The sequence below is a fragment of the Pseudomonas sp. FGI182 genome (genome assembly GCF_000511325.1).
Lineage (GTDB): Bacteria > Pseudomonadota > Gammaproteobacteria > Pseudomonadales > Pseudomonadaceae > Aquipseudomonas > Aquipseudomonas putida_Z.
The window spans coordinates 498,093-519,320 of the sequence record NZ_CP007012.1 but is presented as its reverse complement, the minus strand read 5'-3'; the positions used below and the strand labels follow the sequence as shown (position 1 = coordinate 519,320).

The window sequence follows — 21,228 nt, the reverse complement described above, 5'->3', positions numbered from 1 at the left end:
AAATCGTGCAAACCCCTTGGTTTGCGCCACCCACATGGGTGTCTTGCAGCTTGTTATCGGGGCCGGCCTGACCGGCCACCAATAACGGAAAAAGGCCGGTGGCATAAGCCACCAGCCATCAGCCCTTCGCTCAACGCTCGGACTGGAGTCGCAAGGTCGAGATTACTTCAGCTCGACTTTAGCGCCAGCTTCTTCCAGCTTCTTCTTCGCGTCTTCAGCGGCTTCTTTCGAAACGCCTTCAGCGATAACCTGAGGAGCGCCGTCGACTTTCTCTTTGGCTTCTTTCAGGCCCAGACCGGTCAGTTCACGAACGGCCTTGATCACGTTTACTTTCTTGTCGCCAGCTTCGGTCAGAACGACGTTGAACTCGGTCTGTTCTTCAACAGCGGCAGCAGCGCCAGCGGCTGGGCCAGCGGCAACAGCGGCAGCAGCGGTAACGCCGAAGGTTTCTTCCATCGCTTTGATCAGTTCAACAATTTCCAGAACAGTTTTCTGGCCGATTGCTTCGATGATTTGCTCGTTAGTCAGAGACATGACTTCAATCCTGTATTGGGGTGACAGCCTACGCAGCCATCAAATTAAACGTATGATTTTGAAAGAGTTGCGCGTGCCTTAGGCAGCAGCAGCTTCTTTCTGGTCGCGCAGAGCTGCCAGGGTACGAGCCAGCTTGCTGGTTGCACCTTGGATTACGCTCATCAGCTGTGCGATAGCCTCGTCGCGAGTTGGCAGGGTTGCCAGCACGTCGATCTGGTTAGCGGCAAGGAACTTGCCGTCAAACGCAGCTGCCTTGATCTCGAACTTGTCCTGACCCTTGGCGAACTCTTTGAACAGACGAGCAGCAGCGCCCGGGTGTTCGTTGGAGAAAGCAATCAGGGTCGGGCCTTTGAACGCGTCGTTGAGGATCGAGAATTCGGTGCCTTCAACAGCGCGCTTCAGCAGGGTGTTACGTACGACACGTACGTAAACGCCAGCTTCGCGGGCCTCTTTACGGAGTCCGGTCATTGCGCCTACAGTCACACCACGGGCATCAGCCACGACAGCGGACAGAGCGACTTTGGCAGCCTCGTTGACTTCAGCGACGATGGCCTTCTTGTCTTCGAGTTTAATTGCCACGGGTTTACTCCTGGTTTTTACCGTTTCATCTGGCCGGAGCCGGATGTCGTTTTGGTGTCTGATTCGGTAACGAATCGGGAGCACCATCTGCGTGGGCTGGTGTTTTAAGGCTTGCGCCGCCTACGGTCTTGGATAGCCCCCGCCAGGCAGGGACCCCAATTTTTGCTGGTGACGCGACAGGTCGCGCCACCATGTTCTTACACGTTCAGCGAGCTCTGATCGATGACCAGACCTGGGCCCATGGTGGTGCTCAGGGTAACGCGCTTGACGTAGATACCTTTCGAGGAAGCTGGCTTGATACGCTTCAGATCAGCGATCAGGGCTTCAACGTTTTCCTTCAGCTTGCCGGCTTCGAAGCCGACCTTGCCAACGGAGGTGTGGATGATACCGTTCTTGTCGGTACGGTAGCGAACCTGACCAGCCTTGGCGTTCTTGACGGCGCCGGCTACGTCTGGGGTCACGGTACCGACTTTCGGGTTAGGCATCAGGCCGCGAGGACCCAGAACCTGACCCAGCTGACCTACAACGCGCATGGCATCAGGCGATGCGATAACGACGTCATAGTTCAGGTCGCCGCCTTTCATTTCGGCAGCCAGATCGTCCATACCTACGCGGTCAGCGCCGGCAGCCAGAGCGGCTTCAGCAGCTGGACCCTGGGTGAAGACAGCAACGCGAACGGTCTTGCCAGTGCCGTGCGGCAGCACGGTAGCGCTGCGTACGACCTGGTCGGATTTACGCGGGTCAACACCGAGGTTAACGGCGATGTCGTAGGATTCTACGAACTTGGCAGCCGGCAGCGAAGCCAGCAGAGTGGCCGCTTCTTCGAAGTTGTAGGCCTTGCCTGCTTCGATTTTCTCGGCGATTGCCTTTTGGCGTTTGGTCAGCTTAGCCATTACACACCCTCCACGTTCAGGCCCATGCTGCGGGCAGAGCCAGCGATGGTGCGTACAGCAGCGTCCAGGTCAGCGGCAGTCAGATCAGCCTGTTTAGCTTTGGCGATGTCTTCCAGCTGAGCACGGGTAACGGTACCGACTTTAACGGTGTTCGGGCGAGCCGAACCACTGGTCAGGCCAGCAGCTTTCTTCAGCAGAACCGAGGCAGGGGTGCTCTTGGTCTCGAAGGTGAAGCTACGGTCGCTGTAGACAGTGATGATCACAGGAGTCGGCAGGCCGGCTTCTTGACCCTGGGTACGGGCGTTGAAGGCCTTGCAGAATTCCATGATGTTCACACCGTGTTGACCCAGTGCTGGACCAACGGGTGGGCTTGGGTTGGCCTGGCCGGCCTTAACTTGCAGCTTGATGTAAGCCTGAATCTTCTTAGCCATGAGCTACTCCAAAATCGGGTACGAACGCCTGTTGGCTCCCCGGATGACTTGCGTTTTATCCCAGTGACGACAAAACCCCGCAGCACACAGGGCTGCGGGGTATGGGATGCTTCGTCCGCCTAGACCTTTTCGACCTGGCTGAACTCGAGCTCCACCGGAGTAGAGCGACCGAAAATGAGCACCGCTACCTGCAGGCGACTCTTTTCGTAGTTAACCTCTTCGACACTACCATTGAAGTCAGCGAACGGACCATCAATGACTCGAACCACTTCACCCGGCTCGAACAGCGTCTTCGGCTTCGGCTTGTCGCTACCGTCGGCAACGCGACGCAGGATAGCCTCTGCTTCTTTATCGGTGATCGGCGCAGGCTTGTCTGCGGTACCACCAATAAAGCCCATCACACGAGGGGTGTCCTTGACCAAGTGCCAAGTCCCTTCGTTCATCTCCATCTGGACCAGTACATAGCCAGGGAAGAATTTACGCTCACTCTTGCGCTTCTGGCCGTTGCGCATTTCGACGACTTCTTCGGTCGGGACCAGGATCTCGCCGAAACCGTCTTCCATGCCAGCCAGCTTGACGCGCTCGATCAGGGAGCGCATTACATGCTTCTCGTAACCCGAGTAAGCATGCACAACATACCAACGCTTAGCCACGGGACACCTTTAGCCAACGATCAAGGAGACCGCCCAGCCGAGCAGGGAATCAAGACCCCACAGCAGCAGTGCCATAACCAGCACGACAGCCACGACAATCAGCGTGGTCTGGGTGGTTTCCTGGCGGGTCGGCCACACGACTTTACGAATCTCGGTACGAGCTTCCTTCGCCAGCGCAAAGAACGACTTGCCCTTCGCAGTCTGCAGAGCTACAAAGCCCGCGACAGCAGCCAGGACGAGAAGTGCGAGGACGCGATACAGGATCGGGGAGGCGGAGTAATACTGATTACCCACTACGCCGACAACCACCAAAGCCACTACAGCCAGCCACTTGAACAGATCAAAACGCGATTCTTGGGCTTCAGTTTTGGGAGTCATCGAGGAGGATCCTGTGAGAAGAAAGCCATCACACCGAGGTGAAATGGCAGGTCAGGAGGGAATCGAACCCCCAACCTACGGTTTTGGAGACCGTCGCTCTGCCAATTGAGCTACTGACCTGTAACGCTGTATCAGGCCGGCCATTATACCGGCCTGATCAAGTAAATCAACTACTTATTCAATAATTTTTGCTACGACGCCGGCGCCGACGGTACGACCGCCTTCACGGATAGCGAAGCGCAGACCGTCTTCCATTGCGATGGTCTTGATCAGGGTAACAGTCATCTGAATGTTGTCACCTGGCATTACCATTTCAACGCCTTCCGGCAGTTCGCAGTTACCGGTCACGTCAGTGGTACGGAAGTAGAACTGAGGACGATAGCCCTTGAAGAACGGAGTGTGACGACCGCCTTCTTCTTTCGACAGAACGTAGACTTCTGCGGTGAACTTGGTGTGCGGCTTGACCGAACCCGGCTTGACCAGAACCTGGCCACGCTCAACGTCGTCACGCTTGGTACCACGCAGCAGAACGCCGCAGTTCTCGCCAGCACGGCCTTCGTCCAGCAGCTTGCGGAACATCTCAACACCGGTGCAGGTGGTGGTGGTGGTGTCACGCAGACCAACGATTTCCAGCGGATCCTGAACGCGGACGATACCACGCTCGATACGACCGGTAACAACGGTACCACGACCCGAGATCGAGAATACGTCTTCGATCGGCATCAGGAACGGCTGGTCAACGGCACGAACTGGCTCAGGGATGTAGGCATCCAGAGTTTCTACCAGCTTCTTGACAGCGGTAGTACCCATTTCGTTGTCGTCTTTGCCTTCCAGGGCCATACGAGCCGAACCGATGATGATCGGGGTGTCGTCGCCTGGGAAGTCGTAGGTGGACAGCAGGTCGCGAACTTCCATCTCGACCAGTTCCAGCAGCTCAGCGTCGTCTACCAGGTCAGCCTTGTTCAGGAAGACCACGATGTAAGGAACGCCTACCTGACGGGACAGCAGGATGTGCTCACGGGTTTGTGGCATCGGACCATCGGCGGCCGAGCAAACCAGGATCGCGCCGTCCATCTGGGCAGCACCGGTGATCATGTTCTTCACGTAGTCAGCGTGACCTGGGCAGTCAACGTGAGCGTAGTGACGAATGTTCGAGTTGTACTCGACGTGAGCGGTGTTGATGGTGATACCGCGCGCTTTTTCTTCCGGAGCCGAGTCGATCTTGTCGAACTCAACGACTGCCGAACCGAAAACTTCGGAGCAGACGCGAGTCAGAGCTGCGGTCAGAGTGGTCTTACCGTGGTCAACGTGGCCGATAGTGCCGACGTTAACGTGGGGAAGGGAACGATCAAACTTTTCCTTAGCCATCGATACAATCCTCCGCAGAAGAAATAGTCTTGCGCTGATAAAACAAAGGCAGATATTTTCATATCTGCCTTGTTTATATGGAGCTCTTGAGCGGACTTGAACCGCTGACCTCACCCTTACCAAGGGTGTGCTCTACCAACTGAGCTACAAGAGCGAAACACTTTGTGCAAAATCCAGCAAACTTGGAGCGGGTAGCGGGAATCGAACCCGCATCATCAGCTTGGAAGGCTGAGGTTCTACCACTAAACTATACCCGCGGAGCTTGCGGCTCTCGCTAAAACTGGTGGAGGGAGAAGGATTCGAACCTTCGAAGCTCTCGCAACGGATTTACAGTCCGTCCCCTTTGACCGCTCGGGAATCCCTCCAGATGTGGCCGGCATTCTATTTGTCTGCCGTCCTAGTGTCAAGCGTTTTTTCAAATTTTTTCAATCAAATCTGAAACTTAGCTGCTTTGACACCGCTTCCAGTTCTGCCACCTGAGTGGTGTTCCCTGTGAAGCGGGCGCCATTCTATCAAGCTATTCGCCAGTTGCAATACCCTGGCAGAAAATAATTTTGTGTTTTAAGTCTTTGAAATCGTTGGAAAGAGTCGCGAGCACGGTTTGGTCCAGCAAACGCTCGCTTTCCGGGGCAACCTTGAGCCAACGACCATCCGCCCCTGGCAGCTGCCCCACCACCGGCAGCGTGGCAATATCCAGGCTCAACAGGCGCTGACGCAGTGCATCGAGCTGGCCCTGCCCCATCACGCCACCGACCACCAGGCACTCATCCCGGCGCTTGGGTGGCGCCGACACCCCCGTTTCGCGCAACAGGCGGATTTCTTGCTGATTCCCCTTGTACAGCGACAGGGGCGCGACTTCCTTGACCTTCAGCGGGGCTTCCTGCTGGTGCCACACGTAATAGAAGACGTTGAGCACCAGTAACAGCAGAAACAACCAACGCATAGGCACCTCAATCCAATGGGCAGGCCATAGCCAGGCCTACGAAAACCAGGTCAGGCACGACACGCGCCTGGGGCACGGCCTCCCTAACCAGCGGCGCATCGCCACCTGTGAGGAACACCGTGAAATCCTCCCCCCACAACGCACGCGCCTGCTCGAGCTGGGTACGCGCAAAACCTTGGAGCATCAACACGCAACCGCGCTCGACCGCCTCGACCGTCGAGCGACCTGGCGCCAGGCTGGCCAATGCACGCTCGGCCGAGGCATCGTCATAACGGATACGCCGGGTGTGAGTACGCAACTGGCTACGCATCAATGGCATACCTGGGCAGATGTAGCCACCCAGGTGCTCACCGTCCGCCGCAACGAAATCCGCTTTGGCAGCGGTGCCCAGGTCAATGACCAGGCAAGCGCCCTTGGCCAGGTGAAATGCTCCCAGCGCCGCCAACCAACGGTCCATGCCCAGGCGCTGGTAGTCGTCATAGCCATTGCGCACACCCGCCATTTCCTGGGCGGGGTGCGCCACGCGCGCTTGCACGGCAAATGCCTGGGCAATCAGCGCGCAAAGCGCATCGGTTTCTTCCTCACTGCGCACACTTACAATGCGGCAGCCGGTCAGACGTACCGAAGCCAGCGCAGCCACTTCGGCCACCAGCGCCTGATCGGAGTCGACGATACCGCCGCGTTCAATCGCTGCATCAGCGACGTGGATTACCCGCCACTTGATGAAGCTGTTACCGCAATCGAGCTCAAGAATCATCACGCAACCTCAAACTGAGCTCACCACCACTGAAGCTCTTTTCCACCCCGTCCACCTCAAGGCGCAAGCCGCCCTGCCCGTCGACGCCAAGAACCACGCCATCAATACGCGTGCTACCGGCAACCAGAGAAACATTGCGCCCCTGCCAGAGGTGCGCCTGCTCCCATTCTTCCTGGAATGCGGCAAACCCGTAGCGACGATGCCGTGCCAATTCGTGCTGCAATTGCTGACTGAGCAACGCTACCAGCCGGTTACGGTCGACTGCCGCCCCTACTTCGCGGCGCATCGAGGTCCACACCTGGTCGACCTGATCGTTGACCTGCATGTTCACATTGATGCCGATACCCAGCACCACATGACAGACATCTGCCGGGTCACCCACCAACTCCAGGAGGATACCGGTGATCTTCTGCCCGCGAACGAGGACATCGTTGGGCCATTTGAGCCCCACATCCTTAACCCCAAACGCCTGCAGGGTACGCATTACCGCCAACCCCACCACCAGGCTCAAGCCCTCGAGCTGGCGCATGCCGCCATCCACACGGAGTACCAGGCTGTAATAGAGGTTTTCGGCAAACGGGCTGACCCACTGCCGACCGCGACGACCACGGCCGGCGCTCTGGCGCTCGGCCAGGACCAGGAATGGAGCGTTCTGCCCTTCCCCGGCGAGCCGCAGGCCTTCGGCATTTGTCGAGTCGATGGTTTCGTGGATGAAAACGGGCCACTGCTCGCCTTCAGCAAACCCGGCAATCGCTTGTGCATCGAGCAAAGCCAGTGGCGCCGCCAACTGATAGCCGCGCCCACGAACCTTGTGAATGGTGAGGTTCAGTTCGCTCTCCAGGTGCTGCAGCTGCTTCCAAACGGCGCTGCGACTTACCCCGAGGGCCGACCCCAGAGCTTCTCCGGAATGGAACCGACCATCCTTGAGGAGATTCAACAACTTCAGCATGCCAGTCTCGACTTGGAATAAGGCAGGCATGATAGCTATGGGCTGTTGGCTTGCATAGGAAAAGGGCTGCCGGCGGGGTGAAGGCCACTTCCGCAGCATACCCTGGACCCGCGCCATACCTGTGGGAGATTCTATGGTTGTGGGCAATGCTTTTTGCCCCCTTTGCTCATGTATTCGCCTTGAGTCTTCATCAAGGCGAATGCAATTCTGGCCAGCTTTCGGGACAGGATGACAAGGGCCTGAGTGGTTGCCTTACCTGTATTCCGATAATGTTCATACACCTCTTTCCACGCAGCTGTCTTGCTAGCCGCCATGGCTGCATTGTGCAGTAGCCGGCGCACTTCTGAGCAGCCTCGCTTGGTTAAGCATCGGCGTCCGGATTTCTGGCCTGATTCGGCAACTTTCAGATCCATGCCTAGAAAAGCGATGAATGAATCGCTGCGCTTGAAGTCGCCGCGGATGAAGGCGGTGACTAAAGCGACGGCAGTCAGAAAACCAATGCCTTCAACTGCCTGGCAGCGGGCAACCTGCTCGCTCAGCCCCGCTTCTCTAACCAGCGTCTTCAAACGCTTTTGAATCAGCAGATCAAGCGATTCAAAGTGTTTGGCGAAGCTATTGAAGGCGTCCTTGAGGGACGCTTCGTTACCCCAACTCTGGGTCAGACTGGTGCGCGCTGACACCAGTGCTGCTCGGCGTCGGAGAAGGCTCTGAAGCTTGCTGTAGACGGCTGGAGGGGGTGACCAAGGACGAAGCAAGCTGCCCTCACGATCCAGGAAACGGGCTAGCAGGCAGGCATCAGATGCATCAGTTTTGGCACGCCCGCCAATCCCTTTTCGGTAGTTGCTGAGTTGGTACCCATCAACGACATAGACTGCAAAACCCTTTTCGTAAGCCATCTCCACCAGGTCCAGGTGATAAACGTTGGTGGCTTCAACACAGATAGCCGTATTGGCTGGCTGAAGTGCCAGCCACTTGCGGATCTCAGGCTTTGTATTTTTCAACGAGTGTTGTTGAGCGGTTTCCTCGCAATAGCTGACCAGTTCGACCTTGGCGACATCGACGCCAATGATGAACTTCTCTACTCGCATTGCCATCGCCTGAACTCCCACGGTATGGTTTTTGGGCTCGGAGGGGTTTCACCAAGAGGCGCTGGCTTGCTTCTATCGTCGCTTGCAAACGATGCATTCTTTATCGGCGCTTTGGTGAAGGGGTGGGGCGAGTTCTCCCACGGTCTGTACTGCTGTGAACAGTCAGATTCGGCTTTTTCGTCCCACCACCCCTTCGAGTATCACCATACAAGCGGCTTTAGCCGCGAAGCGGGCGACGCGGTGGATGGCACCGACTATGCCGGTGTTCGCGGGTTAACCCGCTCCCACAGGAACCGCGTATGCCTAGGGATTTTCAGGGCCAGAAAGACAAAACCCCTACCTGCATGTGCAGATAGGGGTTTTGCGAAATGAATCTTGACGATGACCTACTCTCACATGGGGAAACCCCACACTACCATCGGCGATGCATCGTTTCACTGCTGAGTTCGGGATGGGATCAGGTGGTTCCAATGCTCTATGGTCGTCAAGAAATTCTGTTGCCAGAATGTCCAGATGGACAGCCCAGCGAATTCGGATATGCGATATTTGTGATGTTGCGAACTTTCGGTTCGTTTCGTCTTCACCACCACAATTTGGCTTCTTACGCGCAAATTGCTTGGGTGTTATATGGTCAAGCCTCACGGGCAATTAGTATTGGTTAGCTCAACGCCTCACAGCGCTTACACACCCAACCTATCAACGTCGTAGTCTTCGACGGCCCTTCAGGGGATTCAAGATCCCAGTGAGATCTCATCTTGAGGCAAGTTTCCCGCTTAGATGCTTTCAGCGGTTATCTCTTCCGAACATAGCTACCCGGCAATGCCACTGGCGTGACAACCGGAACACCAGAGGTTCGTCCACTCCGGTCCTCTCGTACTAGGAGCAGCCCCTCTCAAATCTCAAACGTCCACGGCAGATAGGGACCGAACTGTCTCACGACGTTCTAAACCCAGCTCGCGTACCACTTTAAATGGCGAACAGCCATACCCTTGGGACCGGCTTCAGCCCCAGGATGTGATGAGCCGACATCGAGGTGCCAAACACCGCCGTCGATATGAACTCTTGGGCGGTATCAGCCTGTTATCCCCGGAGTACCTTTTATCCGTTGAGCGATGGCCCTTCCATACAGAACCACCGGATCACTAAGACCTACTTTCGTACCTGCTCGACGTGTTTGTCTCGCAGTCAAGCGCGCTTTTGCCTTTATACTCTACGACCGATTTCCGACCGGTCTGAGCGCACCTTCGTACTCCTCCGTTACTCTTTGGGAGGAGACCGCCCCAGTCAAACTACCCACCATACACTGTCCTCGATCCGGATAACGGACCTGAGTTAGAACCTCAAAGTTGCCAGGGTGGTATTTCAAGGATGGCTCCATGAGAACTGGCGTCCCCACTTCAAAGCCTCCCACCTATCCTACACAAGCAAATTCAAAGTCCAGTGCAAAGCTATAGTAAAGGTTCACGGGGTCTTTCCGTCTAGCCGCGGATACACTGCATCTTCACAGCGATTTCAATTTCACTGAGTCTCGGGTGGAGACAGCGCCGCCATCGTTACGCCATTCGTGCAGGTCGGAACTTACCCGACAAGGAATTTCGCTACCTTAGGACCGTTATAGTTACGGCCGCCGTTTACCGGGGCTTCGATCAAGAGCTTCGCTTGCGCTAACCCCATCAATTAACCTTCCGGCACCGGGCAGGCGTCACACCCTATACGTCCACTTTCGTGTTTGCAGAGTGCTGTGTTTTTAATAAACAGTCGCAGCGGCCTGGTATCTTCGACCGGCATGGGCTTACGGAGCAAGTCCTTCACCCTCGCCGGCGCACCTTCTCCCGAAGTTACGGTGCCATTTTGCCTAGTTCCTTCACCCGAGTTCTCTCAAGCGCCTTGGTATTCTCTACCTAACCACCTGTGTCGGTTTGGGGTACGGTTCCCAGTTATCTGAAGCTTAGGAGCTTTTCTTGGAAGCATGGTATCAACCACTTCGTCGCCTAACGGCAACTCGTCATCAGCTCTCGGCCTTGAAATCCCGGATTTGCCTAAGATTTCAGCCTACCACCTTAAACCTGGACAACCAACGCCAGGCTGGCCTAACCTTCTCCGTCCCTCCATCGCAATAACTGGAAGTACAGGAATATTAACCTGTTTTCCATCGACTACGCTTTTCAGCCTCGCCTTAGGGACCGACTAACCCTGCGTCGATTAACGTTGCGCAGGAAACCTTGGTCTTTCGGCGTGCGAGTTTTTCACTCGCATTGTCGTTACTCATGTCAGCATTCGCACTTCTGATACCTCCAGCAAGCTTCTCAACTCACCTTCACAGGCTTACAGAACGCTCCTCTACCGCGTCATCAAAGATGACACCCGTAGCTTCGGTGCATGGTTTGAGCCCCGTTACATCTTCCGCGCAGGCCGACTCGACTAGTGAGCTATTACGCTTTCTTTAAAGGGTGGCTGCTTCTAAGCCAACCTCCTAGCTGTCTAAGCCTTCCCACATCGTTTCCCACTTAACCATGACTTTGGGACCTTAGCTGACGGTCTGGGTTGTTTCCCTTTTCACGACGGACGTTAGCACCCGCCGTGTGTCTCCCATGCTCGGCACTTCCAGGTATTCGGAGTTTGCATCGGTTTGGTAAGTCGGGATGACCCCCTAGCCGAAACAGTGCTCTACCCCCTGGAGTGATACATGAGGCGCTACCTAAATAGCTTTCGAGGAGAACCAGCTATCTCCGAGCTTGATTAGCCTTTCACTCCGATCCACAGGTCATCCGCTAACTTTTCAACGGTAGTCGGTTCGGTCCTCCAGTCAGTGTTACCTAACCTTCAACCTGCCCATGGATAGATCGCCCGGTTTCGGGTCTATACCCAGCGACTAAACGCCCTATTAAGACTCGCTTTCGCTACGCCTCCCCTATTCGGTTAAGCTCGCCACTGAATATAAGTCGCTGACCCATTATACAAAAGGTACGCAGTCACCTAACAAAGTAGGCTCCCACTGCTTGTACGCATACGGTTTCAGGTTCTATTTCACTCCCCTCTCCGGGGTTCTTTTCGCCTTTCCCTCACGGTACTGGTTCACTATCGGTCAGTCAGTAGTATTTAGCCTTGGAGGATGGTCCCCCCATATTCAGACAAAGTTTCTCGTGCTCCGTCCTACTCGATTTCATTGACAAGAGATTTTCGTGTACGGGGCTATCACCCACTATGGCCGCACTTTCCAGAGCGTTCCACTAATCTCAAATCAACTTAAGGGCTGGTCCCCGTTCGCTCGCCACTACTAAGGGAATCTCGGTTGATTTCTTTTCCTCAGGGTACTTAGATGTTTCAGTTCCCCTGGTTCGCCTCTTGCACCTATGTATTCAGTACAAGATACTCAGCTTATGCTGAGTGGGTTCCCCCATTCAGAGATCTCTGGATCACAGTCTGTTTGCCGACTCCCCAAAGCTTATCGCAGGCTACCACGTCTTTCATCGCCTCTGACTGCCAAGGCATCCACCGTATGCGCTTCTTCACTTGACCATATAACCCCAAGCAATCTGGTTATACTGTGAAGACGACATTCGCCGAAAATTCGCATGTTGCTCTTTCGAGCAGAACTCACAAATTTTACCTTAGCCTGATTAACCAGCAGTGAAACTGGCCATCAGTCTATATCTATCACATATCCGAATTTTTAAAGAACGATCTGACAAAAGTCAGAAATCAACATTCGAACTGAATGTTCATTTCTAAGTTCTGACAAGCTACTGCGTACGGCGAAAGTGGTGGAGCCAAGCGGGATCGAACCGCTGACCTCCTGCGTGCAAGGCAGGCGCTCTCCCAGCTGAGCTATGGCCCCGTATTCTACGGCTGAACCATGTAATGGTAGGTCTGGGCAGATTTGAACTGCCGACCTCACCCTTATCAGGGGTGCGCTCTAACCAACTGAGCTACAGACCTATAACAGGGTCGCGTTACAGCATCGTCTTTTACAATGAATCAAGCAATTCGTGTGGGAGCTCATCAGCAGGCTGATGTCGTCGATTAAGGAGGTGATCCAGCCGCAGGTTCCCCTACGGCTACCTTGTTACGACTTCACCCCAGTCATGAATCACACCGTGGTAACCGTCCTCCCGAAGGTTAGACTAGCTACTTCTGGTGCAACCCACTCCCATGGTGTGACGGGCGGTGTGTACAAGGCCCGGGAACGTATTCACCGCGACATTCTGATTCGCGATTACTAGCGATTCCGACTTCACGCAGTCGAGTTGCAGACTGCGATCCGGACTACGATCGGTTTTGTGAGATTAGCTCCACCTCGCGGCTTGGCAACCCTCTGTACCGACCATTGTAGCACGTGTGTAGCCCAGGCCGTAAGGGCCATGATGACTTGACGTCATCCCCACCTTCCTCCGGTTTGTCACCGGCAGTCTCCTTAGAGTGCCCACCATAACGTGCTGGTAACTAAGGACAAGGGTTGCGCTCGTTACGGGACTTAACCCAACATCTCACGACACGAGCTGACGACAGCCATGCAGCACCTGTGTCAGAGTTCCCGAAGGCACCAATCCATCTCTGGAAAGTTCTCTGCATGTCAAGGCCTGGTAAGGTTCTTCGCGTTGCTTCGAATTAAACCACATGCTCCACCGCTTGTGCGGGCCCCCGTCAATTCATTTGAGTTTTAACCTTGCGGCCGTACTCCCCAGGCGGTCAACTTAATGCGTTAGCTGCGCCACTAAAATCTCAAGGATTCCAACGGCTAGTTGACATCGTTTACGGCGTGGACTACCAGGGTATCTAATCCTGTTTGCTCCCCACGCTTTCGCACCTCAGTGTCAGTATCAGTCCAGGTGGTCGCCTTCGCCACTGGTGTTCCTTCCTATATCTACGCATTTCACCGCTACACAGGAAATTCCACCACCCTCTACCGTACTCTAGCTCGCCAGTTTTGGATGCAGTTCCCAGGTTGAGCCCGGGGCTTTCACATCCAACTTAACGAACCACCTACGCGCGCTTTACGCCCAGTAATTCCGATTAACGCTTGCACCCTCTGTATTACCGCGGCTGCTGGCACAGAGTTAGCCGGTGCTTATTCTGTCGGTAACGTCAAAACAGCAAGGTATTAACTTACTGCCCTTCCTCCCAACTTAAAGTGCTTTACAATCCGAAGACCTTCTTCACACACGCGGCATGGCTGGATCAGGCTTTCGCCCATTGTCCAATATTCCCCACTGCTGCCTCCCGTAGGAGTCTGGACCGTGTCTCAGTTCCAGTGTGACTGATCATCCTCTCAGACCAGTTACGGATCGTCGCCTTGGTGAGCCATTACCCCACCAACTAGCTAATCCGACCTAGGCTCATCTGATAGCGCAAGGCCCGAAGGTCCCCTGCTTTCTCCCGTAGGACGTATGCGGTATTAGCGTTCCTTTCGAAACGTTGTCCCCCACTACCAGGCAGATTCCTAGGCATTACTCACCCGTCCGCCGCTGAATCAAGGAGCAAGCTCCCGTCATCCGCTCGACTTGCATGTGTTAGGCCTGCCGCCAGCGTTCAATCTGAGCCATGATCAAACTCTTCAGTTCAATACTGCTTGGGTTTTTAAGAAACCCTAAACTTGGCTCAGCAATCTCAAATGACTATGTGATTTCTCGCATGGTCACTTGTGATGCTGATAATCTTTGTGACTATCAGTCCGTACTCACAAGCACCCACACGAATTGCTTGATTCGATTTGTTAAAGAGCGTTTGGTTAAGAGCTTTTCGTCTCAACCGAGGCGCGCATTCTACGCTTTCCTCATTTGCTGTCAAGCGTTTATTTTGAAGTTTTTTGCGAGAAACTCGTTTAGCTTCAAACACTTGACTCGCTGCGATCTCTCGTAGCGGGAGGCGAATCATACAGCGTTTAGAAGCGCTGTCAACCACCATCTCAACCGCTATCGATCATTCGATCGTAGCCCTTTCAGCTCTTTCCGAACAACCTAACTTATTGAATTTCAAGAAGTTTGTCGTTCCGATGTCGCTGGAAGTGGGGCGCATTATAAGGGGATTCGAAGGGGCGTCAACCTTTAATTTCAAGAAATTGAAATATCAGGGGAAAAGACCACATCAAGGCCACCAGGTGTTCGCCACAACACCTTCTGCGCCTATGAGATCGAGCGCCGCCCGCGCGGCGCTTCGCAGCACAAGGCTGCTCCTACATCTGTTTCGGGCCAGTCTCTCCTGTGCCTGGTGCGCGCGACCGCCTTGTCTGTTCCATTCAATATCGAAGGTTGCGCCTGCTGCTCTTCATCAATCTCCAGCCATGCACCCAGGGTGCGCGCGCCAATGGCGCAGGAATAATTGGCCCGAAACAGATGTAGGAGCAGCCTTGTGCTGCGAAGCGCCGCGCGGGCGGCGCTCGATCTCATAGGCGCCAGAAAACACAAGGCAGGCACCTCTCAAAGCCAATACCATCTCAAGACAGGCCCATAGCCGCCCTGACGCACCCAACAACCAAAAGCCAAACCCCAAAAACAAAGCGGGGAGGCCTGTCGGCCTCCCCGCTTCTATATAGCTACACCTACCGACTATCACTCAGCCTTGAGGGTAACCCGGGCGAACGACTTCTTGCCCGCCTGGCACACATGGGTAGCACCCAGCGCAAACATGAAGTCACGATCAACCACCGCACCATCGACCTTCACCGCACCACCACTCAGCAAGTCCCGCGCCTGCGCCGAGTTCTTCACCAGGCCAGCCCGGTTCAGTACAGCAGCAATCGGCAGGCTTTCGCCCGCAGCCACTTCGATTTCCGGCAGATCTTCCGGCAGCTCGCCTTCCTTCATACGGTTACCTGCGGCACGGTGAGCATTGGCCGCAGCCTCCTCTCCATGGAAGCGCGCAACGATCTCTTCCGCCAGCTTGATCTTGATGTCGCGCGGGTTGGCACCATTGGCGACGTCGGCACGGAACTGCTCGATCTCTTCCATCGAACGGAAGCTCAGCAGTTCGAAGTAGCGCCACATCAGGGTATCCGGGATCGACACCAGCTTGCTGTACATCACCCCCGGCGCTTCCTGGATACCTACATAGTTACCCAGCGACTTGGACATCTTCTTCACGCCGTCGAGCCCTTCGAGCAGCGGCATGGTCACGATGTTCTGCGCTTCCTGGCCATAGGCGCGCTGCAGCTCACGCCCCATCAGCAGGTTGAACTTCTGGTCGGTACCACCCAGCTCGACATCCGCCTTCAGCGCCACCGAGTCATAACCCTGCACCAGCGGGTACAGGAACTCATGGATGGCAATAGGCTGGTTGGTGGTGTAGCGCTTGTCGAAGTCATCGCGCTCGAGCATGCGCGCCACGGTGTACTGCGATGCCAGGCGAATGAAGTCGGCCGGGGTCAGCTTGTCCATCCAGGTGGAGTTGAACGCGACCTCGGTCTTGGCTGGATCGAGGATCTTGAACACCTGCTGCTTGTAGGTCTCGGCGTTTTCCAGCACCTGCTCGCGGGTCAGCGGCGGGCGCGTGGCGCTCTTGCCGCTCGGGTCACCGATCATGCCGGTGAAGTCACCGATCAGGAAGATGACCTGGTGCCCCAGGTCCTGGAACTGGCGCAGCTTGTTGATCAGCACCGTGTGCCCAAGGTGCAGGTCAGGCGCGGTCGGGTCGAAGCCGGCCTTGATGCGCAGAGGCTGGCCGCGCTTGAGCTTCTCCACCAGTTCCGACTCGACCAGTACTTCTTCCGCACCGCGCTTGATAAGCGCCAGCTGCTCTTCAACCGACTTCATAGACAAACCCGCAAGGCTCAGATTCAGGGGGAGCCAACCATACAAGATCGGCCGTCAATTACAAGTTTCGCAAAGGAATGTGACCCGAACATGGGCTTGCGGCGTCTACGCGCCCTTGCGTGAAAATGGATTTGGTTATATTTTATACAGTTATTTCATCTTCATCATGTCATTCATCTTTTCCATTTCACCTTTTTCAAAGTCACCTTGCCCATGACCAACGAACCGCCTAAAGCGCCCCCGCTTTATCCGAAAAGCCATCTGTTGGCCGCCAGCGGCATCGCCGCCCTGCTCAGCCTGGCCCTGCTGGTATTTCCCTCCAGCGAAGTGGAAGCCAAGAAAACCACCCTCAACCTCGAGCTGGAGAGCCCTGCCGAGCAGTTGAAGGACGAATCCCGCGCTGCGCCCCTGGTGCAGGCAGAAGGTGAGCAAGGCTCGCCATTCGCCCAGATCGAAGAGGCCACCCCCGAGACCCAGAAGGCCGAGCAGGAAGCCCCTGCCGCCGAACCGGTCGTCGAAGCCGCCAAGCAACCCAGCCACCGTGAAGTCACCGTGGCCCGGGGCGATACCCTGTCCACCCTGTTCGCCAAGGTCGGCTTACCGACCAATGCGGTGCACGACCTGCTGGCCAGCAACAAGCAGGCCAAGCAGTTCAGCCAGCTCAAGCACGGCCAGGTGCTGCAGTTCGAGCTCGACAAGGACGGCCAGCTGGCCAGCCTGCACAGCAAGGTCAGCAACCTCGAAACCATTCGCCTGACCAAGACCGACAAGGGCTATACCTTCAACCGCGAAATCAGCAAGCCGGTAGTGCGTACCGCCTACGCCCACGGCGTGATCAAAAGCTCGCTGTCGGCCTCGGCCCAGCGCGCCGGCCTGTCCCACAGCATGACCATGGACATGGCCCGCGTGCTGGGTTACGACATCGATTTCGCCCAGGACATTCGCCCGGGCGATGAATTCGACGTGGTCTACGAGCAGAAGGTAATGGACGGCAAGGTCGTCGGCACCGGTAACATCCTGTCCGCGCGCTTCACCAACCGCGGCAAGACCTACACCGCGGTGCGCTATACCAACAAGCAGGGCAACACCAGCTACTACACCGCCGATGGCAACAGCCTGCGCAAGGCCTTCATCCGCACCCCGGTCGACTTCGCCCGCATCAGCTCGCGCTTCTCCGCCGGCCGCAAGCACCCGATCCTGAACAAGATCCGTGCCCACAAAGGCGTCGACTACGCCGCCCCGCGCGGCACTCCGATCAAGGCAGCCGGTGACGGCCGCATTGAGCTGGCCGGGCGCCGCGGTGGTTACGGCAACACCGTGATCATCCAGCACGGTAACCGCTACAAGACGCTGTACGGCCACATGCAGGGCTTTGCCAAGGGCATCAAGACCGGCGGCTCGGTCAAGCAGGGCCAGATCATCGGCTACATCGGCACCACCGGCCTGTCCACCGGTCCGCACCTGCACTACGAGTTCCAGGTCAATGGTGTGCACGTCGACCCGCTGAGCCAGAAAGTGCCGATGGCCGACCCGATCGCCAGGAACGAGCGCCAGCGTTTCCTGCAGCAGAGCCAACCCCTGATCGCCCGCATGGATCAGGAAAAGGCCACCCTGCTCGCAGCGAACAAGCGCTAAGCCCATGGCGCTCTACCTGGGGGTGATGTCCGGCACCAGCCTCGATGGCCTGGACATCGCCTTGATCGAACAAGGCGAGCAACTCGAACTGCTCGCCACCCACTACCTGCCCATGCCCGGCGACCTGCGCCAGGAACTGCTGGGCCTTTGCAGCAGCGGCCCTGACGAGATCGCCCGCGCTGCACTGGCGGAAAACCGCTGGGCCAGCCTGGCAGGCGAAGGCATCCGCCAACTGCTGGCCAGGCAAGGGCTGCAGGCCGGAGCCATCCGCGCCATCGGCAGCCACGGCCAGACCATCCGCCACGAACCTGCACGCGGCTTTACCGTGCAGATCGGCAACCCGGCGCTGCTGGCCGAGCTTACCGGTATCAGCGTGGTCGCCGACTTCCGCCGTCGCGATGTGGCCGCCGGTGGCCAAGGTGCGCCACTGGTGCCGGCCTTCCATGAAACCCTGTTCAGCCACTTGGGCCAGCGCCTGGCCATTCTCAACGTGGGCGGTTTCAGCAACCTCAGCCTGATCGAACACGACCAGCCAGTCCACGGCTTCGACTGCGGCCCGGGCAACGTGCTGCTGGATGCCTGGATCGAACGCAAGCGCGGCCAGGCCTACGATGCGGATGGGGCTTGGGCTGCCTCGGGCGTGGTGCAAGCCGACTTGCTCAGCGCGCTGCTGGCCGACCCGTTCTTCGCCGGCAGCGGCCCGAAGAGCACCGGCCGCGAAGTATTCAACCTGCCCTGGCTGGATGGCCACCTGACCCGCCTGCCCGCTTACCGCGACGAGGACGTACAGGCAACATTGCTGGAACTGACCGCACGCAGCATCATCGACTCGTTGAGCAACGCCCAGCAAGGCACCGAAGCGCTGCTGGTCTGCGGTGGCGGTGCGCGCAACGGCGCCCTGATGGCACGCCTCGGCCAGTTGCTGCCCGACGCCCGTGTCGCCAGCACCGGCGCCCATGGCGTGGACCCGGACTGGGTCGAAGCCATGGCCTTCGCCTGGCTGGCCCACTGTTGCCTGGAAGGCATCGCTGCCAATCGCCCTAGCGTGACAGCGGCCAAGGGCCTGCGCGTACTCGGCGCAATCTACCCGGCCTGAACGTTACGCCAGAAAGCAAAACGCCGCGCAATTGCGCGGCGTTTTCGTATGGCCAGGCCTCAGATCGAGAACGAGGAGCCGCAGCCACAGGTGGTGGCAGCGTTCGGGTTCTTGATCACGAAGCGCGAGCCTTCCAGGCCTTCCTGGTAATCCACCTCAGCGCCGGCCAGGTACTGGAAGCTCATCGGGTCGACCACAAGGGAAACACCTTCGCGCTCGACGATGGTGTCGTCTTCGGCCACGTCTTCATCGAAGGTGAAGCCATACTGGAAGCCCGAGCAGCCGCCACCGGTGACGAACACGCGCAGCTTCAGACGATCGTTGCCTTCCTCGGAAACCAGGTTCTTCACCTTTTGCGCAGCGCCGTGGGTGAATTCCAAAGCGGTAGGGGTGAAGGTTTCGACGCTCATGTTGATTCTCCCGGCGTGGTAACCGCCATAAAACTCGATGACGCGCATTATCCGCTTTCCCGAGAAAATCGGTCAAGAATTGTGCGGCTTTAGTCGCGACCTACAAAAAGGCCCGCACGACGCGGGCCTTTTTGAACGCTGGCGGCTTACGGCAGCAGGCCCGCGTGTGACAAGCCCATGCGCTCGTCCAGGCCGAACAGGATGTTGAGGTTCTGCACCGCCTGGCCGGACGCGCCCTTGACCAGGTTGTCGATCACCGACAGCACCACCACCAGGTCACCACCTTGCGGGCGATGAACGGCAATGCGGCAGACGTTGGCGCCGCGCACACTGCGGGTTTCCGGGTGGCTGCCAGCCGGCATCACATCGACGAACGGTTCATCGGCGTAACGCTTCTCGAACAGCGCCTGCAGGTCGACCGAGGTGTCGGCGACGGTAGCGTAGAGGGTGGCGTGGATGCCACGAATCATTGGCGTCAGGTGCGGCACGAAAGTCAGGCCGATATCCTTGCCAGCGGCCAGGCGCAGGCCCTGGCTGATTTCCGGCAGGTGGCGATGGCCCTTCACTGCGTAGGCTTTCATGCTTTCGCCAGCTTCGCAGAACAGCGAGCCCACCGCCGCACCACGGCCAGCGCCGCTGACACCCGACTTGCAGTCGGCGATCAGGCGCGACGGGTCGGCCAGGCCAGCTTCCAGCAGCGGCAGGAAGCCCAGTTGGGTAGCGGTCGGGTAGCAACCCGGCACAGCGATCAGGCGCGCCTGGCGAATCTTCTCGCGGTTGACTTCAGGCAGGCCGTATACCGCGTCCTTGAGCAGCTCTGGCGCACCGTGCGGCTGGCCGTACCACTTGCCCCACTCGGCGGCGTCCTGCAGGCGGAAGTCGGCCGACAGGTCGATCACCTTGGTACCGGCCGCCAGCAGTTCGCCAGCCAGGGCGTGGGCTACACCGTGCGGGGTGGCGAAGAACACCACGTCGCAGGCGGCCAGGGTCTTGCTGTCCGGCACGCTGAACGCCAGCCCGTCATAGTGGCCGCGCAGGTTCGGGTACATGTCCGCCACTGCAACGCCCGCCTCGGAGCGCGAAGTGATGACCGCCACTTCGGCCTGTGGATGCTGTGCCAGCAGACGCAACAGTTCGACGCCGGTGTAACCCGTGCCGCCGACGATACCGACCTTGATCATAACGCTTGCCCCTTATCAACGAGCCGTCTGGAAAGCGCACGATAATAGGGGCGCAAGGCGCCTGTAACAACTCTTCGGGTGACCCTTCGGGCGCTTGACCACTACTATCTGACGACCGTGAATACCTGAAGGAACTCCCCCATGCTTTACCTATGGATCAAAGCGCTGCATATCGTCAGCGTGGTCTGCTGGTTCGCCGGCCTGTTCTACCTGCCGCGGCTGTTCGTCTACCACGCCCAAAGCCAGGACAGCATCAGCCAGGAACGCTTCGTGACCATGGAGCGCAAGCTGTTTCGCGGCATCATGAACCCGGCGATGATCGCCACCTACGTGTTCGGCGCGTGGATGCTCTACCTCACGCCCGGCTGGCTCAGCCAGGGCTGGCTGCATGCCAAGCTGACCCTGGTCATCCTGCTGACCGTCTACCATCACATGTGCGGCGCCCAGCGCAAGCGCTTCGCCAGCGGCAGCAACACCCGCAGCCACGTCTACTATCGCTGGTTCAACGAAGTGCCCGTGCTGTTCCTGCTGGGTATCGTAATTCTGGTGGTGGTCAAACCGTTCTGACATAGCCACCCGCTCAAG

At 57.3% G+C, this 21,228-nt stretch carries 17 protein-coding genes, 6 tRNA genes and 3 rRNA genes; 3 read left to right on the top strand and 23 right to left on the bottom strand.

What is annotated here, in order from left to right:
- Positions 1-162: 162 nt before the first annotated feature.
- From rplL to tyrS, 21 genes are all read right to left on the bottom strand, one after another.
- On the bottom strand, positions 163-534 hold the full coding sequence (rplL, locus tag C163_RS02250) for a 50S ribosomal protein L7/L12 (protein WP_013970630.1): 372 nt from the start codon (positions 532-534) through the stop codon (positions 163-165).
- A 78-nt stretch (positions 535-612) separates the two neighbouring features.
- Positions 613-1,113: a 50S ribosomal protein L10 gene (gene rplJ / locus C163_RS02245; protein ID WP_003257082.1), complete on the bottom strand. Its 501-nt coding sequence runs from the start codon at positions 1,111-1,113 to the stop codon at positions 613-615.
- A 197-nt stretch (positions 1,114-1,310) separates the two neighbouring features.
- The gene (gene rplA / locus C163_RS02240) at positions 1,311-2,006 is read right to left on the bottom strand and encodes a 50S ribosomal protein L1 (RefSeq protein ID WP_013970629.1); all 696 of its coding nucleotides are present in this window, start codon (positions 2,004-2,006) and stop codon (positions 1,311-1,313) included.
- Positions 2,006-2,437 (bottom strand): 50S ribosomal protein L11, encoded by a 432-nt coding sequence (gene rplK, locus C163_RS02235; protein ID WP_003255500.1) that lies wholly within the window; start codon positions 2,435-2,437, stop codon positions 2,006-2,008. Before rplK ends, rplA begins: the two co-directional genes overlap by 1 nt.
- Positions 2,438-2,556: 119 nt before the next feature.
- Positions 2,557-3,090, bottom strand: coding sequence for a transcription termination/antitermination protein NusG (gene nusG / locus C163_RS02230; protein WP_003255501.1), 534 nt, complete (start codon positions 3,088-3,090; stop codon positions 2,557-2,559).
- A 9-nt stretch (positions 3,091-3,099) separates the two neighbouring features.
- Positions 3,100-3,468 (bottom strand): preprotein translocase subunit SecE, encoded by a 369-nt coding sequence (gene secE, locus C163_RS02225; RefSeq protein ID WP_003257081.1) that lies wholly within the window; start codon positions 3,466-3,468, stop codon positions 3,100-3,102.
- A 44-nt stretch (positions 3,469-3,512) separates the two neighbouring features.
- Positions 3,513-3,588, bottom strand: a tRNA-Trp gene (locus tag C163_RS02220).
- 54 nt (positions 3,589-3,642) lie between these two features.
- Entirely contained in the window at positions 3,643-4,836 is a 1,194-nt protein-coding gene (gene tuf, locus C163_RS02215) for an elongation factor Tu (RefSeq protein WP_013970626.1), read from the bottom strand.
- Positions 4,837-4,914: 78 nt separating this feature from the next.
- Positions 4,915-4,990: transfer RNA gene (locus C163_RS02210), tRNA-Thr, on the bottom strand.
- A 29-nt stretch (positions 4,991-5,019) separates the two neighbouring features.
- Positions 5,020-5,093, bottom strand: a tRNA-Gly gene (locus C163_RS02205).
- Positions 5,094-5,117: 24 nt separating this feature from the next.
- A tRNA-Tyr gene (locus C163_RS02200) sits at positions 5,118-5,201 on the bottom strand.
- A 152-nt stretch (positions 5,202-5,353) separates the two neighbouring features.
- Positions 5,354-5,779, bottom strand: coding sequence for a hypothetical protein (locus C163_RS02195; protein WP_025337487.1), 426 nt, complete (start codon positions 5,777-5,779; stop codon positions 5,354-5,356).
- A gap of 7 nt (positions 5,780-5,786) precedes the next feature.
- Complete coding sequence (locus C163_RS02190) at positions 5,787-6,536, bottom strand: pantothenate kinase (protein ID WP_025337486.1); 750 nt, start codon at positions 6,534-6,536, stop codon at positions 5,787-5,789.
- Positions 6,526-7,485, bottom strand: a complete 960-nt coding sequence (gene birA / locus C163_RS02185) for a bifunctional biotin--[acetyl-CoA-carboxylase] ligase/biotin operon repressor BirA (RefSeq protein ID WP_025337485.1) — start codon at positions 7,483-7,485, stop codon at positions 6,526-6,528. The genes C163_RS02190 and birA overlap by 11 nt, the downstream gene beginning before the upstream one ends.
- Before the next feature lie 131 nt (positions 7,486-7,616).
- Positions 7,617-8,579, bottom strand: a complete 963-nt coding sequence (locus C163_RS02180; RefSeq protein ID WP_025337484.1) for an IS110 family transposase — start codon at positions 8,577-8,579, stop codon at positions 7,617-7,619.
- Positions 8,580-8,946: 367 nt separating this feature from the next.
- Positions 8,947-9,062: ribosomal RNA gene (rrf, locus tag C163_RS02175) — 5S ribosomal RNA — on the bottom strand.
- 138 nt (positions 9,063-9,200) lie between these two features.
- A 23S ribosomal RNA gene (locus C163_RS02170) occupies positions 9,201-12,092 on the bottom strand.
- Between the two features lie 243 nt (positions 12,093-12,335).
- Positions 12,336-12,411: transfer RNA gene (locus C163_RS02165), tRNA-Ala, on the bottom strand.
- 24 nt (positions 12,412-12,435) lie between these two features.
- Positions 12,436-12,512 (bottom strand) — tRNA-Ile (locus tag C163_RS02160).
- 85 nt (positions 12,513-12,597) lie between these two features.
- Positions 12,598-14,134: ribosomal RNA gene (locus C163_RS02155) — 16S ribosomal RNA — on the bottom strand.
- Together the 16S, 23S and 5S rRNA genes with 2 tRNA genes alongside form the textbook arrangement of a ribosomal RNA operon.
- Before the next feature lie 987 nt (positions 14,135-15,121).
- Positions 15,122-16,321: a tyrosine--tRNA ligase gene (gene tyrS, locus C163_RS02150; protein WP_025337483.1), complete on the bottom strand. Its 1,200-nt coding sequence runs from the start codon at positions 16,319-16,321 to the stop codon at positions 15,122-15,124.
- Positions 16,322-16,534: 213 nt separating this feature from the next.
- Between tyrS and C163_RS02145 the strand changes: the two genes are divergently transcribed.
- On the top strand, positions 16,535-17,956 hold the full coding sequence (locus tag C163_RS02145; protein ID WP_025337482.1) for a peptidoglycan DD-metalloendopeptidase family protein: 1,422 nt from the start codon (positions 16,535-16,537) through the stop codon (positions 17,954-17,956).
- Between the two features lie 4 nt (positions 17,957-17,960).
- Positions 17,961-19,052, top strand: a complete 1,092-nt coding sequence (locus C163_RS02140) for an anhydro-N-acetylmuramic acid kinase (RefSeq protein ID WP_025337481.1) — start codon at positions 17,961-17,963, stop codon at positions 19,050-19,052.
- A gap of 59 nt (positions 19,053-19,111) precedes the next feature.
- On the opposite strand, the gene erpA is transcribed toward C163_RS02140, so the two are convergent.
- Both erpA and argC read right to left on the bottom strand, forming a co-directional pair.
- Positions 19,112-19,462 (bottom strand): iron-sulfur cluster insertion protein ErpA, encoded by a 351-nt coding sequence (gene erpA, locus C163_RS02135; RefSeq protein ID WP_015268740.1) that lies wholly within the window; start codon positions 19,460-19,462, stop codon positions 19,112-19,114.
- A 146-nt stretch (positions 19,463-19,608) separates the two neighbouring features.
- Positions 19,609-20,643, bottom strand: a complete 1,035-nt coding sequence (gene argC / locus C163_RS02130; RefSeq protein WP_025337480.1) for an N-acetyl-gamma-glutamyl-phosphate reductase — start codon at positions 20,641-20,643, stop codon at positions 19,609-19,611.
- A 141-nt stretch (positions 20,644-20,784) separates the two neighbouring features.
- Between argC and hemJ the strand changes: the two genes are divergently transcribed.
- Positions 20,785-21,210 carry a protoporphyrinogen oxidase HemJ gene (hemJ, locus tag C163_RS02125; protein WP_003258833.1) on the top strand — a complete coding sequence of 142 codons (426 nt, stop codon included), beginning with the start codon at positions 20,785-20,787 and terminating at the stop codon, positions 21,208-21,210.
- Positions 21,211-21,228 lie beyond the last annotated feature (18 nt).

What these genes read in the sequence shown, in the direction of transcription:
- rplL (WP_013970630.1), bottom strand. Translation starts at nt 534, where the DNA reads ATGTCTCTGACTAACGAGCAAATCATCGAAGCAATCGGCCAGAAAACT.
- rplA (WP_013970629.1), bottom strand. Translation starts at nt 2,006, where the DNA reads ATGGCTAAGCTGACCAAACGCCAAAAGGCAATCGCCGAGAAAATCGAA.
- rplK (WP_003255500.1), bottom strand. Translation starts at nt 2,437, where the DNA reads ATGGCTAAGAAGATTCAGGCTTACATCAAGCTGCAAGTTAAGGCCGGC.
- secE (WP_003257081.1), bottom strand. Translation starts at nt 3,468, where the DNA reads ATGACTCCCAAAACTGAAGCCCAAGAATCGCGTTTTGATCTGTTCAAG.
- tuf (WP_013970626.1), bottom strand. Translation starts at nt 4,836, where the DNA reads ATGGCTAAGGAAAAGTTTGATCGTTCCCTTCCCCACGTTAACGTCGGC.
- C163_RS02195 (WP_025337487.1), bottom strand. Translation starts at nt 5,779, where the DNA reads ATGCGTTGGTTGTTTCTGCTGTTACTGGTGCTCAACGTCTTCTATTAC.
- C163_RS02190 (WP_025337486.1), bottom strand. Translation starts at nt 6,536, where the DNA reads ATGATTCTTGAGCTCGATTGCGGTAACAGCTTCATCAAGTGGCGGGTA.
- birA (WP_025337485.1), bottom strand. Translation starts at nt 7,485, where the DNA reads ATGCTGAAGTTGTTGAATCTCCTCAAGGATGGTCGGTTCCATTCCGGA.
- C163_RS02180 (WP_025337484.1), bottom strand. Translation starts at nt 8,579, where the DNA reads ATGGCAATGCGAGTAGAGAAGTTCATCATTGGCGTCGATGTCGCCAAG.
- tyrS (WP_025337483.1), bottom strand. Translation starts at nt 16,321, where the DNA reads ATGAAGTCGGTTGAAGAGCAGCTGGCGCTTATCAAGCGCGGTGCGGAA.
- C163_RS02145 (WP_025337482.1), top strand. Translation starts at nt 16,535, where the DNA reads ATGACCAACGAACCGCCTAAAGCGCCCCCGCTTTATCCGAAAAGCCAT.
- C163_RS02140 (WP_025337481.1), top strand. Translation starts at nt 17,961, where the DNA reads ATGGCGCTCTACCTGGGGGTGATGTCCGGCACCAGCCTCGATGGCCTG.
- erpA (WP_015268740.1), bottom strand. Translation starts at nt 19,462, where the DNA reads ATGAGCGTCGAAACCTTCACCCCTACCGCTTTGGAATTCACCCACGGC.
- argC (WP_025337480.1), bottom strand. Translation starts at nt 20,643, where the DNA reads ATGATCAAGGTCGGTATCGTCGGCGGCACGGGTTACACCGGCGTCGAA.
- hemJ (WP_003258833.1), top strand. Translation starts at nt 20,785, where the DNA reads ATGCTTTACCTATGGATCAAAGCGCTGCATATCGTCAGCGTGGTCTGC.